The sequence below is a fragment of the Streptomyces sp. NBC_00490 genome, assembly GCF_036013645.1.
GTDB lineage: Bacteria > Actinomycetota > Actinomycetes > Streptomycetales > Streptomycetaceae > Streptomyces > Streptomyces canus_F.
In genome coordinates this window covers 5,326,331-5,342,837 of record NZ_CP107869.1, presented here as the reverse complement: position 1 = coordinate 5,342,837, position 16,507 = coordinate 5,326,331, and the positions used below count along the sequence as shown (strand labels likewise).

General features: G+C 68.4%; 14 protein-coding genes and 1 tRNA gene. 6 read left to right on the top strand and 9 right to left on the bottom strand.

Going from position 1 to position 16,507, the window contains the following annotated elements; genetic code table 11:
* The 6 genes from OG381_RS24195 to OG381_RS24170 all read left to right on the top strand — a co-directional run bounded on the left by OG381_RS24195 (position 1) and on the right by OG381_RS24170 (position 3,557).
* The gene (locus tag OG381_RS24195) at positions 1-219 is read left to right on the top strand and encodes a hypothetical protein (protein ID WP_327718143.1); all 219 of its coding nucleotides are present in this window, start codon (positions 1-3) and stop codon (positions 217-219) included.
* A gap of 92 nt (positions 220-311) precedes the next feature.
* On the top strand, positions 312-500 hold the full coding sequence (locus OG381_RS24190) for a hypothetical protein (protein ID WP_327718142.1): 189 nt from the start codon (positions 312-314) through the stop codon (positions 498-500).
* Complete coding sequence (locus OG381_RS24185) at positions 493-726, top strand: hypothetical protein (protein WP_327718141.1); 234 nt, start codon at positions 493-495, stop codon at positions 724-726. Before OG381_RS24190 ends, OG381_RS24185 begins: the two co-directional genes overlap by 8 nt.
* A 4-nt stretch (positions 727-730) precedes the next feature.
* Complete coding sequence (locus OG381_RS24180) at positions 731-2,215, top strand: replication initiator (RefSeq protein WP_327718140.1); 1,485 nt, start codon at positions 731-733, stop codon at positions 2,213-2,215.
* Positions 2,212-2,400: a helix-turn-helix domain-containing protein gene (locus OG381_RS24175; protein ID WP_007453452.1), complete on the top strand. Its 189-nt coding sequence runs from the start codon at positions 2,212-2,214 to the stop codon at positions 2,398-2,400. The genes OG381_RS24180 and OG381_RS24175 overlap by 4 nt, the downstream gene beginning before the upstream one ends.
* Positions 2,400-3,557 carry a tyrosine-type recombinase/integrase gene (locus OG381_RS24170; protein WP_327718139.1) on the top strand — a complete coding sequence of 386 codons (1,158 nt, stop codon included), beginning with the start codon at positions 2,400-2,402 and terminating at the stop codon, positions 3,555-3,557. The genes OG381_RS24175 and OG381_RS24170 overlap by 1 nt, the downstream gene beginning before the upstream one ends.
* 55 nt (positions 3,558-3,612) lie before the next feature.
* Here the strand turns inward: OG381_RS24170 and OG381_RS24165 are convergent.
* The 9 genes from OG381_RS24165 to dnaA all read right to left on the bottom strand — a co-directional run bounded on the left by OG381_RS24165 (position 3,613) and on the right by dnaA (position 16,373).
* Positions 3,613-3,689, bottom strand: a tRNA-Ile gene (locus tag OG381_RS24165).
* Between the two features lie 124 nt (positions 3,690-3,813).
* Entirely contained in the window at positions 3,814-4,611 is a 798-nt protein-coding gene (locus OG381_RS24160) for a DUF3566 domain-containing protein (RefSeq protein ID WP_307028472.1), read from the bottom strand.
* Between the two features lie 18 nt (positions 4,612-4,629).
* Positions 4,630-7,224: a DNA gyrase subunit A gene (gene gyrA / locus OG381_RS24155; RefSeq protein ID WP_327718138.1), complete on the bottom strand. Its 2,595-nt coding sequence runs from the start codon at positions 7,222-7,224 to the stop codon at positions 4,630-4,632.
* A 42-nt stretch (positions 7,225-7,266) separates the two neighbouring features.
* Positions 7,267-9,306 carry a DNA topoisomerase (ATP-hydrolyzing) subunit B gene (gene gyrB / locus OG381_RS24150; protein WP_327718137.1) on the bottom strand — a complete coding sequence of 680 codons (2,040 nt, stop codon included), beginning with the start codon at positions 9,304-9,306 and terminating at the stop codon, positions 7,267-7,269.
* 416 nt (positions 9,307-9,722) lie between these two features.
* Positions 9,723-10,259, bottom strand: coding sequence for a DUF721 domain-containing protein (locus tag OG381_RS24145; protein WP_327718136.1), 537 nt, complete (start codon positions 10,257-10,259; stop codon positions 9,723-9,725).
* The gene (gene recF, locus OG381_RS24140; protein ID WP_327718135.1) at positions 10,256-11,377 is read right to left on the bottom strand and encodes a DNA replication/repair protein RecF; all 1,122 of its coding nucleotides are present in this window, start codon (positions 11,375-11,377) and stop codon (positions 10,256-10,258) included. The genes OG381_RS24145 and recF overlap by 4 nt, the downstream gene beginning before the upstream one ends.
* 72 nt (positions 11,378-11,449) lie before the next feature.
* Entirely contained in the window at positions 11,450-12,325 is an 876-nt protein-coding gene (gene gnd / locus OG381_RS24135; RefSeq protein ID WP_307028481.1) for a phosphogluconate dehydrogenase (NAD(+)-dependent, decarboxylating), read from the bottom strand.
* A gap of 133 nt (positions 12,326-12,458) precedes the next feature.
* On the bottom strand, positions 12,459-13,589 hold the full coding sequence (gene dnaN, locus OG381_RS24130) for a DNA polymerase III subunit beta (protein WP_067436160.1): 1,131 nt from the start codon (positions 13,587-13,589) through the stop codon (positions 12,459-12,461).
* 855 nt (positions 13,590-14,444) lie between these two features.
* Positions 14,445-16,373 (bottom strand): chromosomal replication initiator protein DnaA, encoded by a 1,929-nt coding sequence (gene dnaA / locus OG381_RS24125; protein WP_327718134.1) that lies wholly within the window; start codon positions 16,371-16,373, stop codon positions 14,445-14,447.
* Positions 16,374-16,507: the final 134 nt, after the last annotated feature.

Genomic DNA, 16,507 nt, shown 5'->3' with positions numbered 1-16,507 from the left:
ATGGGCCTCTTCAGCAGCCCCAAGAGCAACGACCGTGAGCTGACACAGCGGATGCTCACCGACATCGCCGTCGACCTGAAGGGCGATTCGGTCGACGACTTCACCGCCGTAGTCGCCGGCTCGCTGCTGGCCACCGCCAACGCCCAGGGACTGGCCGACGACTGCGGGGACACCAGCGCCTACCCGCCGCCCGGCCACGGCTACTCCCGCCGCCGCTAACGGCCCCCGGGGCGGCTCTCTCGCCAAAGAACCGCCGCCCCGGACGCCTGCACCACTTCCAGATCCAAAGGACCCGAAAGGGAAGCCCCATCATGCCCCAGCACGCCCAGAACACGCCTGTCTGCCGTTACTGCGACGGCTTCCCCGTCGTCGCCATCGCCACTGGTGACCGTGCCGACGACGGCTCCCGCGTCACCCTCCGCGTCGCCTGCCCGACCTGCAAGGGCACCGGCCACACCCGGCGCGCCCCGGCGACCAAGGGGGAGGCGGCTCATGTCTGACCTCACGCCCACCCCCGACCGTCCGGGCCTGCACGTGGCCGCCGAACCGATCTACCGGAAGCACGACGACCCCGCCCGCTGGTGGAACACCACCGCCTCCACCCCGTCCGGCTCCTACACCTGCGGCGGCTGCGGACAGTCCGACACCGCCTCCGGATCCCGTGACGTGGCCGCCCTGGTCGAGGACTACACCGACAACCACGGCCCCGCCCACGGCAGGAAGTGATCGCGTGACCGACACCGCCACCATGGCGGGCCTGGACCCGGCCACCCTCGCCGACGTACTGAGGCTGGCCGGGTCTGACGGCTTCGACCGCATCCAAGACCAAATCCGCCGTACCGGCGGCTGCTCCGACCCCATCCACCTGCAAGGCTCCACCGTCACCCGCGACGCGCTCACCGGGCAGGTGCTGCACTCCTACTCCACCGACACCGAGCCCGGCGGCCGTCTCCGCATCGCCTGCGGCAACCGCCGCGCCTCGCGCTGCCCGTCCTGCGCCTGGACCTACGCGGGAGACACCTACCACCTGATCCGCGCCGGGCTGGTCGGAGACCCGGCCAAGGGAACCCCGGAAACGATCCGCGATCACCCGCGAGTCTTCGCGACCCTCACCGCACCGTCGTTCGGCCGGGTCCACAACCGGCCCGGCAACCGCCCGTGCTCCTGCGGCACCCGCCACCAGGAAGACGCGCCCGAACTCGGTACAGCCCTGGACCCGGCCACCTACGACTACGCGGGCGCGGTGCTGTGGAACAACCACGCTTCCGAGCTGTGGCGCTACTTCACGATCTACCTGCGCCGGGAGATCGCCCGCCGCGCTGGCCTGACCCAGAAAGCTGCCCACGAACAATCCCGCGTCTCCTTCGGCAAGGTCGCGGAGTACCAGAAGCGCGGAGCCGTGCACTTCCACGCCGTGATCCGCTTCGACGGACCCGAGGGCCCCAACTCCCCGCCTCCGGCCTGGGCGACCCTCGACCTGCTCACCGACGCCATCCACGCCGCCGCTCACCGCGTCGCGGTCGACGTACCGCCCGCCGGAGAACAGCCCGCCCGGACGCTGCGCTGGGGCACACAGCTCGACGTACAGGCCATCGGCGCCTTCGGCGACGGTGAAGAGATCACCGAACAGGCCGTCGCCTCCTACGTCGCCAAATACGCCACCAAGGCCGCCGAAATCTCCGGCGCCGCTGACGCCCCGATCCACTGCCGCAAGTGCCGGGGAACCGGCCGATCTGCCCGCTACGACCGCCCCCGTTCCGCGCTCAGCCGATGCCCCGGCTGCCACGGCACCGGCCTGGCAGAAGACCTCGCACGCCTCGACATCTCCGCGCACGCCCGCCTCCTCATGACCGTCTGCATCGGTCTCCAGCCGCTCTACCCCGACCGCCCTCTAGCCAAGTGGGCTCACATGCTCGGCTTCGGCGGCCACTTCTCCACCAAGTCCCGCCTCTACTCCACCACCCTCGGCGCCCTGCGCCAGGTCCGCGCCGACTACCGCGCCACCCAGCAACGCACCGCCCTCGGCCTGCCCGACCCCGACGACAACCCGGAGGCAACCACCCTCGTGCTCGCCCACTGGACCTACGCCGGACACGGCCACACCCCCGGCGAATCCTGGCTCGCCGCCAACATCCGCCGAGACATCCAACTCAACCGCGAGACCGCCCGCGAGGAACTACCAGCCCTGCTCGACCTGGAAGGAGCCGCTACATGACCACCGCTGCCCCGGAGTTGCTGACTGTGCCTGAGGTCATGGCGCGGCTGAAGGTGGGCCGTACCAAGGTCTACGACCTGATCCGTACGCACCGCCTCGTGTCCATCAAGGTCGACGGATGCCGCCGCATCCCCGACCACGCGGTGCGCGACTTCATCGTCGGCCAGATCGGGGAGGCTGCCTGATGGCGAAGCGTCGGCCCAACGGCGGCGGCACGATCACCAAACGGTCGGACGGCCGCTACCAGGGTGCCGCGTATGTGACCGACACGGACGGCAACCGGGTGCGCAAGTACGTATACGGCCGAACCTGGGACGAAGCGAACGAGAAGCTGGGCAAGCTTCAGGACCAGGAGCGCAACGGCATCCCCGTGCCCTCCCGGTCTTGGACGCTCGGGGAGTGGCTGGCCTACTGGCTGGAGCACATCATCGCTCCGGAGCGCGAGCACAACACGTACGTGAAGTACGAGTCCAAGGTGCGGCTGTACCTGCTGCCCCATCTCGGCAAGAAACCGCTGGTCAAGCTCACCCCGGCGCAGATCCGGGTGTTCATGGCCACGCTGACCCGGGAGAAGGTTGGCGCCTCGGCCCGCTTCGAGGTTCTGCGCGTGCTCCGCAACGCCCTCAACCGGGCCATGCGCGAGGAACTGATCACGCGGAACGTCGCTCTCCTGGTCGACATGCCCAAGGTCAGCAAGGACAGGGGGACAGCGTGGAACGCTCGGGAAGCGATCGCCTTCCTGCGCTCGGTGCGTGCCCACCGGCTCTACGCGGCCTGCGTCCTCGTCTTGGTCCTCGGCCTCCGCCGCAGCGAGGTGCTCGGGCTGCGCTGGCAGGACATCGACTTCGATGCCGGCCGTTTCATCCCGGTCAAGCAGGTGCAGCGGGTCAAGGGCGTGGGCCTGGTCCTCAAGGACCTCAAGACGGAGTCCTCACAGGCCGTGCTCCCGCTCCCTGAGTTCTGCGCCCGTGTCCTGGATGAGCGGCGTGAGTTGCAAGCGCTGGAACGGAAGATCGCCGGTGAGAACTGGTCGCAGGAGCCGGACCATGATCTGATCTTCTCCTCCGAACACGGCGGCATGATCGACCCGGTGGGTTTCTCCCGCACCTTCGATCGGCTCGTCAAACGCGCTGGCGTCCGCCGGATCACGGTCCGCCTTGCTCGGCACACCTGCGGGACGCTGCTGGCCTTCCTGAAGGTTCATCCCAAGGTCGCTCAGGCGATCCTCCGGCACAGCCAGATCAGCATGACCATGGACGTCTACACGCACGTCGTGGGCGACAGTGAACGGGAAGCGGTGGGCATGCTCGCCGAACTTCTGGAAGATCCACTCATCGGCTGATGTCAGCCGTAGATGTCAAAGACCCCCAAGCGTGATCGCCTGGGGGTCTTTGTGCTGGTGGGGCTAACAGGATTTGAACCTGTGGCCTCATCCTTATCAGGGATGCGCTCTAACCAACTGAGCTATAGCCCCGCCGCGCTCTGCGGTGTGTGTCCCGCGCGCTGACTCCTGAAGATTAGCGCACGACATGGGCAGTCCCAAAATCGGTTGTCCGCGGTCCCTCAGGAGGGGTTTGGAACGGCGATCGGAGTTAATGTCACTCGTCCTCGGCGAGCGTCAGCTCGACACCGCCGACGAAGCCCGCGGAGAGGTTGTAGATGAACGCGCCGAGGGTCGCGAGAGCCGTCGCGAGGACGACGTCGATGACCGCGATGATCGTCGTGAACATCAGGACGTTCGGCAGCGACAGGAAGGACTGCAGGTCGAAGCCGTTCGACTCGTTGGAGCCGGTCGCCTCGGAGATCGTGCCGCCGACGGTCGAGAAGACGCCCATCGCGTCCATGACCATCCACAGCACCGCGGCCGCCACGATCGTGCAGATGCCCAGCGCGATGGAGAGCAGGAAGCTGACCTTCATCACCGACCACGGGTCGGCCTTGGCCACCCGCAGCCGCGCTTTGCGGGTGCGCGGCGTGGTGCGCGCGCCGGTGCGCGGGCGGCGTACGGCGCCCGCGGAGACGGCGGCCTGCGCCGGGTAGGCCTGCGGCGGGTGGTACGGCCCGGCGGCCTGCTGGGGCCCGCGCTCTCCCGGCAGCGGGGACGGGGCCGGCTGCTCGGCCGAAGGCTGCTGCGGCTGTGCGCCCGGAGCAGCCGAGCCCGCGCCGGCCGCGTACTGCTGGGTCTGCGGGCCTCGGGTGTCCGTCACAGTTCCCCCCTGGGATCCATGCGAGTCGGGCGAGGGTGAATCCTTCGCGGGCGACTTGATCGCTTTGAGCTGGGTCGTGTGCGAATCTGTCGCCTGCGCGGCGGAGCCACGGCCGCCGCCGTCCGTGTCCGTACCGGCCTGAGAACCGGTAGAGGTACCGGACGATCCGGCGCCCGTGGCTCCGCTCACGCTGACTCACTCCTCGTGCTACTCGGGCGAGGGCGCCTCACCCTCGTCCGTGCCGGTGGTCGCGGCACCCTCGGCGGTCTCGTCGACGGCGTCAACGCCCTCGACCTCCTCCGCCTCGCGTCCCGCCTCGGCGTTACGTGCGATACCGACGACGGCATCGCGCTTGCCCAGGTTGATCAGTTGGACGCCCATGGTGTCACGGCCCGTCTCCCTGATCTCGTTGACTCGCGTACGAATCACACCGCCGCCCAGCGTGATGGCGAGGATCTCGTCGGTCTCCTCGACCACCAGCGCGCCGACGAGAGAACCACGGTCCTCCACGATCTTGGCGGCCTTGATGCCGAGGCCGCCGCGACCCTGGACGCGGTATTCGTCGACGGCGGTCCGCTTCGCGTACCCGCCGTCTGTGGCAGTGAACACGAACGTACCGGGTCGAACAACATTCATCGAGAGCAGCTCGTCTCCCCCGCGGAAACTCATGCCCTTGACACCCGAGGTCGCACGGCCCATAGGACGCAATGCGTCATCAGTGGCAGTGAACCTGATCGATTGGGCCTTCTTGCTGATCAGGAGCAGATCGTCCTCGGCCGAAACGAGCTCGGCTCCGATCAGTTCGTCGTCCGAACCGTCGTCCGTCTCCCGGAGGTTGATCGCGATGACACCACCGGAACGCGGCGAATCGTAATCCTTCAGAGCCGTCTTCTTGACCAAGCCGCCCTTCGTGGCCAGCACCAGGTACGGCGCCACCTCGTAGGTGCGGATCGCGAGGATCTCGGCGATCGCCTCGTCCGGCTGGAAGGCCAGCAGGTTCGCGACATGCTGTCCACGCGCGTCACGGCCGGCGTCGGGAAGCTCGTACGCCTTCGCGCGGTAGACCCGGCCCTTGTTCGTGAAGAACAGCAGCCAGTGGTGGGTCGTGGAGACGAAGAAGTGGTCGACGATGTCGTCTTCCTTGAGCTTCGTGCCGCGCACGCCCTTGCCGCCGCGCTTCTGGGCGCGGTAGTCGTCGGTCTTGGTGCGCTTGACGTAGCCGCCGCGCGTGACCGTGACGACGATGTCCTCCTCGGCGATCAGGTCCTCGATGGACATGTCACCGTCGTAGGGGACCAGCATCGTCTTGCGGTCGTCGCCGAACTTCTCGACGATGACCGCGAGTTCCTCGCTGACGATGCCGCGCTGGCGGACCGGCGAGGCCAGGATCGCGTTGTACTCCGTGATCTTCGCCTGGAGTTCGTCGTGCTCCTGGATGATCTTCTGGCGCTCCAGGGCGGCCAGTCGGCGCAGCTGCATCTCGAGGATGGCGTTCGCCTGGATCTCGTCGATCTCCAGGAGCTCCATCAGGCCCGTGCGCGCGATGTCGACGGTGTCGCTGCGCCGGATCAGCGCGATGACCTCGTCGATGGCGTCCAGGGCCTTCAGCAGACCGCGCAGGATGTGCGCCCGCTCCTCGGCCTTGCGCAGCCGGAAGCGCGTACGGCGGACGATGACCTCGATCTGGTGCGCCACCCAGTGGCGGATGAACGCGTCCAGCGACAGCGTGCGCGGAACCCCGTCGACCAGCGCCAGCATGTTGGCGCTGAAGTTCGACTGGAGGTCCGTGTGCTTGTAGAGGTTGTTCAGTACGACCTTGGCGACCGCGTCCCTCTTGAGCACGATGACCAGACGCTGGCCGGTACGGGAGCTGGTCTCGTCCCGGACGTCCGCGATACCGCCGACCTTGCCGTCCTTCACCAGGTCGGCGATCTTCTGCGCGAGGTTGTCGGGGTTGGTCTGGTAGGGCAGCTCCGTGACCACCAGGCACTGGCGGTTCTGGATCTCCTCGACCTCGACGACCGCGCGCATGGTGATCGAGCCACGGCCCGTGCGGTACGCCTCCTCGATGCCCTTGCGGCCCACGACGAGCGCGCCGGTCGGGAAGTCGGGGCCCTTGATGCGCTCCATCAGCGCGTCCAGGAGCTCCTCGTGCGAGGCCTCCGGGTTCTCCAGGTACCACTGGGCGCCGGACGCCACCTCGCGCAGGTTGTGCGGCGGGATGTTGGTCGCCATACCGACCGCGATGCCCGCCGAGCCGTTGATCAGCAGGTTCGGGAAGCGGGCGGGCAGGACGGTCGGCTCCTGGGAGCGGCCGTCGTAGTTGTCCGTGAAGTCGACGGTCTCCTCGTCGATGTCGCGGACCATCTCCATGGACAGCGGCATCATCTTGCACTCGGTGTACCGCATGGCGGCCGCCGGGTCGTTGCCGGGAGAGCCGAAGTTGCCGTTGGAGTCCACCAGCGGCATCCGCATCGACCACGACTGCGCGAGGCGGACCAGCGCGTCGTAGATCGAGGAGTCGCCGTGCGGGTGGTAGTTGCCCATGACGTCGCCGACGACACGGGCGCACTTGTAGAAGCCGCGCTCGGGACGGTAGCCGCCGTCGTACATGGCGTACAGGACGCGGCGGTGGACGGGCTTGAGGCCGTCCCGGACGTCCGGCAGCGCGCGGGAGACGATGACGGACATCGCGTAGTCGAGATACGAGCGCTGCATCTCCGTCTCGAGCCCGACGGGCTCGACACGCTGGGCGATGATGCCGCCCTCTTCAGGGGTGACAGGAGTGTTCTCGTCGGCCATTGCTGGTGAAGATCCTTCCTGGTGCGGTCAGCTGAGACCGACTCAGATGTCGAGGAAGCGGACGTCCTTGGCATTGCGCTGGATGAACGCGCGGCGGGCCTCGACGTCCTCGCCCATCAGGACCGAGAACAGGTCGTCGGCCTGGGCGGCGTCGTCGAGGGTGACCTGGCCGAGGACGCGGTGCTCCTGGTCCATGGTCGTCACGCGCAGTTCCTCGGCGTTCATCTCGCCGAGACCCTTGAAGCGCTGGATCGAGTCCTCGCGCACACGCTTGCCGCGCTGGCGCCCCATCTCGAGCAGCGCGTCGCGCTCGCGGTCCGAGTACGCGTACTCGATGTCGTCCCGGCCCCACTTGATCTTGTACAGCGGGGGACGGGAGAGGTACACGTGCCCGGCCTCGACCAGCGGCCGCATGAAGCGGAACAGGAAGGTCAGCAGCAGGGTGCTGATGTGCTGTCCGTCGACGTCGGCGTCCGCCATCAGGATGATCTTGTGATAGCGGAGCTTCTCGATGTCGAAGTCCTCGTGCACACCCGTGCCGAAGGCCGAGATCAGCGCCTGGATCTCCTGGTTCTGCAGGATCTTGTCGATCCGCGCCTTCTCGACGTTGAGGATCTTGCCTCGGATCGGGAGGATCGCCTGGTACTGCGGGTTCCGGCCGGACTTGGCCGAGCCGCCGGCGGAGTCACCCTCGACGATGAAGATCTCGCACTTGGTCGGGTCGTTCGACTGGCAGTCCGAGAGCTTGCCCGGCAGCGACGCCGACTCCAGCAGGCCCTTGCGACGCGTCAGGTCACGCGCCTTGCGGGCCGCCACGCGCGCGGTGGCCGCCTGGATGCCCTTGCGGATGATGTCCGCGGCCTCGACCGGATTGCGGTCCAGCCAGTCGTTGAGGTGCTCGTAGACGGCCTTCTGCACGAAGGTCTTCGCCTCCGTGTTGCCCAGCTTGGTCTTCGTCTGGCCCTCGAACTGCGGCTCGCTCAGCTTGATCGAGATGATCGCGGTCAGACCCTCGCGGATGTCGTCACCCGTGAGGTTGTCGTCCTTCTCCCGCAGCAGCTTCTTGTCGCGCGCGTACTTGTTGATCAGGTTCGTGAGCGCCGCGCGGAAGCCCTCTTCGTGCGTACCGCCCTCATGCGTGTGGATGATGTTGGCGAACGAGTACACACCCTCGGTGTAGCCGCCGTTCCACTGCATCGCGACCTCGAGCGAGAGGTGGCGCTCCTTGTCCTCGGCCTCGAGGGCGATGATGGTGGGGTGGACCACCTCTCCCTTGCGGGAGTTGAGGTACTTCACGAAGTCGACGATGCCGCCCTCGTAGTGGTACGAGACGGTCTTGACCTCGTGCTTCTCGTCCTCGCCCGCCTCGTCGGCACCGGCGGTGGCCTTCGCCGACTCACGCTCGTCCGTGAGGTTGATGGTCAGGCCCTTGTTGAGGAAGGCCATCTCCTGGAAGCGCCGCGAGAGCGTCTCGAAGGAGTACACGGTGGTCTCGAAGATGTCGGGGTCGGCCCAGAACGTGACCGAGGTCCCGGTCTCGTCGGTGGCCTCGTGCCGCTCGAGCGGAGCGGTGGGCGCGCCCGCCTTGTACTCCTGCGTCCAGCGGTAGCCGTCGGTCCTGATCTCCACGGCCAGCTTGAAGGAGAGCGCGTTCACGACGGAGACGCCGACGCCGTGCAGACCACCGGAGACGGCGTAGCCGCCGCCGCCGAACTTGCCGCCCGCGTGCAGCACGGTGAGGACGACCTCGACGGCCGGCTTCTTCTCGATGGGGTGGATGCCCACCGGGATGCCACGGCCGTTGTCGATCACGCGCACGGCGCCGTCGGCGAGGATCGTGACGTCGATGGTGTCCGCGTGCCCGGCCAGCGCCTCGTCGACCGAGTTGTCGACGACCTCCTGCACAAGGTGGTGCAGGCCGCGCTCGCCGGTCGAGCCGATGTACATACCGGGTCGCTTGCGGACCGCGTCCAGACCCTCGAGGACGGTGATGGCGCTGGCGTCGTACGAGGTGGTGACCTCGCCGTGCGCTCCGACGCCGGTGGACGGGATGTTCTCGTTGGGGTTGCCGGAATCGGCCACGAAGCGCCCTTTCTGGCACAGCACGAGCCAGGCTCGTCGGCGGTTTGCCGGAGCGGCTGCGGCATGTTGCGTTGGTAAGCCTTGTTCAGCGTCTGTTCAGCTTGTCCCGGCGGTCCCCACGAGTGGGGCGGGATTGGCTTCCAGTCTACCGGTAGCGCTGACAGTGATGGGGGTTTGCGGGTACCTGAGTCCGCATGTGCCGCCCTAAATCCTCCTCCTCCGGGTCCCCATATACGGAGGAGGGCTCCAAGAGGCTCACGGAGGCACTCAGCGCTTCGGGCTGTCAACCCTTGGCTACTTGGGAGTCAGGTCGCTCTTCGCAACCGCGTGGGGTCCTGCGACACGAAGGCCGCCGACGGTCCTTCGCAGCCGTCGACGGCCTTCGATGTGATGTCTGTCACCCGCAGGTTTCCCGGTCACCCGTAGGTGTCACCAGGGCCGGTGCTGCCTGGGGCGCGCAAGGGGCCATAGCGTCGCGGGGGCCCCGCGGGCCCCTGCACCTTGATGACCCGCACGGCCCCGTGCCCGAGATCCTCGTTGAGCCGCGCCACCAGCGTCGGCGCGAGCAACCGCAGATTGGTCGCCCAGGCCGTGGAGTCGCAGCGCACGATCAGGACCCGCTCGTCCTCGTCGTACCGCTCCGGCTCGCAGTGCTTGGCCACGTCCTCGCCGACGATCTCCGGCCAGCGCCCCATCACCCCGCCCACCGCCGCCGGGGCCTCCCAGCCGCGCTCGCTGATGAGCCGGTTGATCGCGGAGCCCAGCGCCATCGGGTCGCGCCCGTCGGCGCGCGCGCCGGAGCGCAGACCACCCCGCCGCGCCTGCTTCTTCTGCTGCGCCGCGTCCCCACGCGCGCGTGCCTGCTCCTTGGCCGCCCTGAGCGCCACGCGCGCGAGGTCGACGCCGGAGGGCTCGGGGCCCTTCTCGGGGGCGGGTTCCTGAGGGCTGCTCATACGCGCTCCACCACCCCTTCGGCCACCGAGTACCGCGCCCCCGCCAGCAGATGCGGTACGTCGTCGTCGACCGCGGCCGTCACCAGCACCTGCTCACCGGGCGCCACCAACTCCGCCAGCCGCTCCCGGCGCCGGGTGTCCAACTCGGCGAAGACGTCGTCGAGGATCAGCACCGGCTCGTTGCCCTCCGCGCGGAGCAGGTCGTACGACGCCAGGCGCAACGCCAGCGCGTACGACCAGGACTCGCCGTGCGAGGCGTATCCCTTGGCGGGCAACTGACCGAGCTTGAGCAGCACATCGTCCCGGTGAGGGCCTACGAGGGTGACGCCCCGCTCGATCTCCTGCTTGCGGACGTCCGCCAGCGCCGCCGTCAGCTGCGCGTAGAGGTCCTCGCGGGTGTGGGCCTCGCCCGGCGCGGAGGGCTTGTACTCCAGGGCGATCGGACCGCCGCCGGGGGCCAGCTGCTCGTACGCCTTGTCGGACAGCGGCTGGATCGCGGCGATCAGGTCGAGTCGCTGGGCGAGCAGTTCGGCGCCCACGCGCGCGAGGTGCTGGTCCCATACGTCGAGGGTGGACAGGTCCATGGAGCGGCCGCCGTGCCGTCGGGCGAGCGCCGCGGACTTCAGCAGGGTGTTGCGCTGCTTGAGGACCCGTTCGTAGTCGGAGCGCACGCCGGCCATGCGCGGGGAGCGCGCGGTGATCAGCTCGTCGAGGAAACGGCGCCGCTCACCGGGGTCGCCCTTGACCAGCGCGAGGTCCTCCGGCGCGAACAGCACCGTCCGTACGATGCCGAGCACGTCACGCGGCCTGACCTGCGAGGACCTGTTGACCCGGGCGCGGTTGGACTTGCCAGGGTTCAGCTCCAGCTCGATCAGCTGCTGTCGCTCGCCCTGCTTGACCTGCGCCCGGATCACCGCGCGGTCGGCGCCCATGCGGACCAGGGGGGCGTCGGAGGAGACGCGGTGGCTGCCGAGAGTGGCGAGATAGCCGACCGCCTCGACCAGGTTCGTCTTGCCCTGTCCGTTGGGGCCGACGAACGCCGTGACGCCCGGGTCGAGCGGAACTTCGACCCGGGCGTACGAGCGGAAGTCGGCCAGCGACAGATGCGTGACGTGCATGGTCGGGCGCCGACCTCCCCCAGCTTGTGGGCCGCGCCTCGCGTCCTGTGGATCGCGGCGCAGCCCTGTGGATTACTTCTTCTCGACCGCGTGGCCGCCGAACTGGTTGCGCAGCGCCGCGATCATCTTCATCTGCGGCGAGTCGTCCTGACGGGACGCGAACCGCGCGAACAGGGACGCGGTGATCGCCGGAAGCGGTACCGCGTTGTCGATGGCGGCCTCCACGGTCCACCGGCCCTCGCCGGAGTCCTGTGCGTAACCGCGCAGCTTGTCCAGGTGCTCGTCCTCGTCGAGGGCGTTGACCGCGAGGTCCAGCAGCCAGGAGCGGATGACGGTGCCCTCCTGCCACGAGCGGAAGACCTCCCGGACGTCCGTCACGGAGTCGACCTTCTCCAGGAGCTCCCAGCCCTCGGCGTAGGCCTGCATCATCGCGTACTCGATGCCGTTGTGGACCATCTTCGAGAAGTGGCCCGCGCCCACCTTGCCGGCGTGCACGGCACCGAAGTCGCCCTCGGGCTTGAGGGCGTCGAAGACCGGCTGCACCTTGGCGATGTTCTCGGCGTCGCCGCCGTACATCAGCGCGTAGCCGTTCTCCAGGCCCCACACGCCGCCGGAGACACCGCAGTCGACGAAGCCGATGCCCTTGGCCGCGAGCTCCTCGGCGTGCTTCTCGTCGTCCGTCCAGCGGGAGTTGCCGCCGTCCACCACGACGTCACCGGGCTCCAGGAGCTCGGCCAGCTCGTCGACGGTCGACTGGGTCGCGGCGCCGGCCGGGACCATCACCCAGACCACGCGCGGGCCCTTGAGCCTGCCCACAAGCTCTTCCAGGCTGTGGACGTCGGCGAGGTCCGGGTTGCGGTCGTATCCGATGACGGTGTGGCCTGCGCGGCGGATCCGCTCGCGCATGTTGCCGCCCATCTTGCCGAGGCCGACGAGACCGAGCTCCATCAGTTGTTCCTTAGGTTGCTGTGGCGTGTGAGGCACCTTCGTACCCACGTCCGAGCCTAAACCCGGACGCTCACGCACACCTGTGGGCATACCCGCTCAAACGTATGCCCCGACCTGCGGGTTCTCTGAAGGGTCAGCCGCTCAGGCGCACCGGCATGATCAGGTACTTGTAGGCCTCGTCCGCCTCGGCGTCCAGCGCCGGCTTGCCGCTGAGCAGCGCGGGCTTCGTGGACGTCGTGAAGGAGAGCTGGGCGACCGGGGAGTCGATGGCGCTCAGGCCGTCCAGCAGGAAGGTCGGGTTGAAGGCGATCGACACGTCGTCGCCCTCCAACTGGGCGTCGACCCTCTCCACAGCCTGTGCGTCGTCGCTGGAACCCGCCTCCAGGATGAGCACGCCCTGCTCGAAGCTCAGCCGCACCGGGGTGTTGCGCTCGGCGACCAGGGCCACACGCTTGACGGCCTCCACGAAGGGGGCGGTCTCGATCACGGCGATGGAGTTGAACTCCGTCGGGAACAGCGAGCGGTACTTCGGGAGGTCGCCCTCCAGGAGGCGGGTCGTCGTACGACGGCCGGCCCCCTCGAAGCCGATCAGGCCCTCGCCCGCACCCGAGCCGGAGAGCGCCAGGGTGACGCTGTCGCCGCTCGTGAGCGCCTTGGCGGTGTCCAGGAGCGTCTTGGCGGGCACCAGGGCCACCGCGGACGCCTCGGGGTTCTCCGGCTTCCACAGGAACTCGCGGACCGCGAAGCGGTAGCGGTCGGTGGAGGCCAGCGTGACGGTGTCGCCCTCGATCTCGATGCGCACACCGGTCAGGACGGGCAGCGTGTCGTCGCGTCCGGCGGCGATGGCGACCTGCGCGGCGGCGGAGGCGAAGACCTCACCCGGGACGGTGCCGGTCGCGGTCGGCATCTGCGGCAGCGCCGGGTACTCCTCCACAGGCAGGGTGTGGAGGGTGAATCGCGAGGAGCCGCAGACCACGGTCGCCCGTACACCGTCTGTGGAAATCTCCACCGGCCGGTTGGGGAGCGCGCGGCAGATGTCGGCGAGAAGCCGGCCGGACACCAGGACCGTGCCCTCCTCCTCGACCTCGGCCTCCACGGACACCCGTGCCGAGACCTCGTAGTCGAAGCTGGACAGGCTCAGCTGGCCCTCCTCGGCCTTCAGCAGAAGGCCGGCGAGGACAGGCGCCGGCGGACGGGCCGGGAGGCTGCGTGCCGCCCAGGCCACTGCCTCCGCGAGTACGTCGCGTTCCACCCGGATCTTCACTGTTGCCGCCTCCTGCTGTTGCCGGCGCTTCGCTCTGCCTGGCCCTCGTCGTCTGACTCGGTGTCGTCAGCCCGGTGAGGGGAAGGACACCGGGGAACAGTCTGACGCACCCCACTGACAGTAGGTGCCTCTCGGGGTCAAGTCGTGACGAGGGGCAGCCGGGAGCCGGACAGCAAGTTGTGCACAGGGCCCACTTCGAAACGGATTCCCAGCTCTCTCTAGTTGGGAGTAGTAGTAGGGGCTGTGGAAACGGTGGATAACTGCGTTTGCGCAGGTCACACCGGAAATTTTGTCCACCGACCCTGTGGGCGGAGGCGGTGGACAACCGGGCCCATCTGTGGAGAACAGAAAGTTCTGCACATCCCGTGCACAGCCTGAGGCGACTTCTCCCCAACGCCGTCCCCAGCTTTACCCACGTTTCCCACAGGCCAACCCGGCACCTTCGTGTGACGCCTTTCACTCGACCCGGTGAGCAGTCGCGTCGCGTTGCCGAACAGTGGACAGCCGTGTGGAGAAACTGGTGATCGCTGGGGACAACGCGCCTCAGCCTGTGGGTTGGCGGTGGACAACTCCGTGCACAGCCTGTGGATCTTTTCTCTGTCCACAGCCTGTGGAGATCCTTCGTCCACGAATCCACAGCCAGGTGACCTGCTCTGATGGTCATTCAACACGGGCGCCTGTGGACACAGTCTGGACAACTTCCCAGTCCCCAGGGTGTGGACGGGAAAAAGTCACCGAATCTGTGGAGAGAGGCCGTAACCCGGCGGCTATTCGAACACCGGGCTACGACGTCATGAAGAAGGGCGCCCTCGGGAACTCGTCCCGGGGCGCCCTCAGCGGGTGTCTCTGCGGCCGTCAGCCGTTCTTGATGCGGTTCGTGAGCTCCGTGACCTGGTTGTAGATGGAGCGCCGCTCGGCCATCAGATTGCGGATCTTGCGGTCCGCGTGCATGACCGTGGTGTGGTCGCGGCCGCCGAACAGCGCGCCGATCTTCGGCAGCGAGAGGTCCGTCAGCTCCCGGCACAGGTACATGGCGATCTGGCGGGCGGTCACGAGTGCGCGGCCGCGGGAGGTGCCGCACAGGTCCTCGACGGTGAGGCCGAAGTAGTCGGCGGTCGCGCTCATGATGGCCGTCGACGTGATCTCCGGCGCCCCGTCGTCGCCGCCGGGGATGAGGTCCTTGAGGACGATCTCGGTCAGGCCCAGGTCCACCGGCTGCCGGTTGAGCGACGCGAACGCCGTCACCCGGATCAGCGCCCCCTCCAGCTCGCGGATGTTGCGCGAGATGCGGGAGGCGATGAACTCCAGGACCTCCGGCGGGGCGTTGAGCTGCTCCTGGACCGCCTTCTTGCGGAGAATCGCGATACGCGTCTCCAGCTCCGGCGGCTGGACGTCGGTGATCAGACCCCACTCGAAACGGTTCCGCAGCCGGTCCTCCAGCGTGACCAGCTGCTTGGGCGGCCGGTCGCTGGAGAGCACGATCTGCTTGTTGGCGTTGTGGAGCGTGTTGAACGTGTGGAAGAACTCCTCCTGCGTCGACTCCTTGTCCGCGAGGAACTGGATGTCGTCGACGAGCAGGATGTCCATCTCGCGGTACCGCTTGCGGAAGCTGTCGCCCTTGCCGTCGCGGATGGAGTTGATGAACTCGTTGGTGAACTCCTCCGAGCTCACATAGCGCACGCGCGTGCCGGGATAGAGGCTGCGGGCGTAGTGCCCGATCGCGTGCAGCAGGTGCGTCTTGCCCAGCCCGGACTCCCCGTAGATGAAGAGGGGGTTGTACGCCTTCGCCGGCGCCTCGGCGACGGCCACCGCGGCGGCGTGCGCGAAGCGGTTGGAGGCGCCGATGACGAAGGTGTCGAACAGGTACTTCGGGTTCAGGCGCGCCGTCGGCTCACCCGGGCCCGCCGCAGGCGCGGGCTTCGCGGCCAGCGGGCCCGGGGCACCACCGGACCCGGACACCGCCGGCCCGCCGCGGTGCATGTGCCCGCCACCGGAGGGCGGCTCGGGATGGTCGCGGCGCGGGCCCGGCTGGTCGTACTCGGAGGAGCGGCGGGGCTGGTCGTAGTCCGGCCGCTGGTCGTCGTAGGGGGGCCGCTGCTGGTCGTAGTCGGGGCGCTGGCCGTCGTAGGGCGGACGGTCCATCTGCTGCGGGCGGTAGTCCTGCGACGGCGAGGAGTAGGAGTCCTGGGAGTACGACTCCTGCGACGGCGGGGTCGCGTACGGGTCGCGCTCGGGGAAGCCGAGGCGCTGTTGCTGCCAGCTGTACTCGTCCTGCTGCGGGCGCGGCCAGGCGCCGGGTTCGGGGCGCTGGTACTCGTTCGGGTACGCGGGACGCGCGGTGGGCAGCTGGTCGTTCTGCTCCGGACGGCCCGGCCGGCGGTCGTCGGCGCGGTGGCGGCCGTAGCCCTCGTACTGCCGGTCGGTCTGGCCCTCGTACTGGTTGGAGGGGAGCTCGGGCTCTTCGTAGCGTGGCTGCGGGCGGGCGGCCGGAGGGGCCGGGGGCTCGCCGGCGGAGTCGTCGACGGTGATCGCGATGCGGATCGGGCGGCCGCACTCGCGGCTCAGCGTCTCGCTGACGATCGGCGCCAGGCGGCCTTCGAGCACGCCCTTCGCGAATTCATTCGGTACGGCGAGCAGGGCGGTGTCGGCGACCAGCGCGAGGGGCTGGCAGCGGCGGATCCAGTGCTCGTCCTTGGTCTCGACCCCCTGCCCACGGCCCCCGTCGAGGAGCTGCTCCAGTACTCGTGGCCACACTGCGGCAAGATCGGCAGGTACGTCAGCCACAGGGCACGCTCTCTCACGGGGTCCCACGATCGTGTGGTGTGGGACGAGTCGGGATTCAATGGGGGTGGGGCACAGACATGGGAACGAATCGGAGTTCAGCCACGGTAGTCAGGGCGACGGGTGCGGTTCAAGTT

Bases quoted from the DNA above. Each gene is read 5' to 3' on its own strand.
- OG381_RS24195 (WP_327718143.1), top strand. From the start codon at position 1: ATGGGCCTCTTCAGCAGCCCCAAGAGCAACGACCGTGAGCTGACACAG.
- OG381_RS24190 (WP_327718142.1), top strand. From the start codon at position 312: ATGCCCCAGCACGCCCAGAACACGCCTGTCTGCCGTTACTGCGACGGC.
- OG381_RS24185 (WP_327718141.1), top strand. From the start codon at position 493: ATGTCTGACCTCACGCCCACCCCCGACCGTCCGGGCCTGCACGTGGCC.
- OG381_RS24175 (WP_007453452.1), top strand. From the start codon at position 2,212: ATGACCACCGCTGCCCCGGAGTTGCTGACTGTGCCTGAGGTCATGGCG.
- OG381_RS24170 (WP_327718139.1), top strand. From the start codon at position 2,400: ATGGCGAAGCGTCGGCCCAACGGCGGCGGCACGATCACCAAACGGTCG.
- gyrA (WP_327718138.1), bottom strand. From the start codon at position 7,224: ATGGCCGACGAGAACACTCCTGTCACCCCTGAAGAGGGCGGCATCATC.
- OG381_RS24145 (WP_327718136.1), bottom strand. From the start codon at position 10,259: ATGAGCAGCCCTCAGGAACCCGCCCCCGAGAAGGGCCCCGAGCCCTCC.
- recF (WP_327718135.1), bottom strand. From the start codon at position 11,377: ATGCACGTCACGCATCTGTCGCTGGCCGACTTCCGCTCGTACGCCCGG.
- gnd (WP_307028481.1), bottom strand. From the start codon at position 12,325: ATGGAGCTCGGTCTCGTCGGCCTCGGCAAGATGGGCGGCAACATGCGC.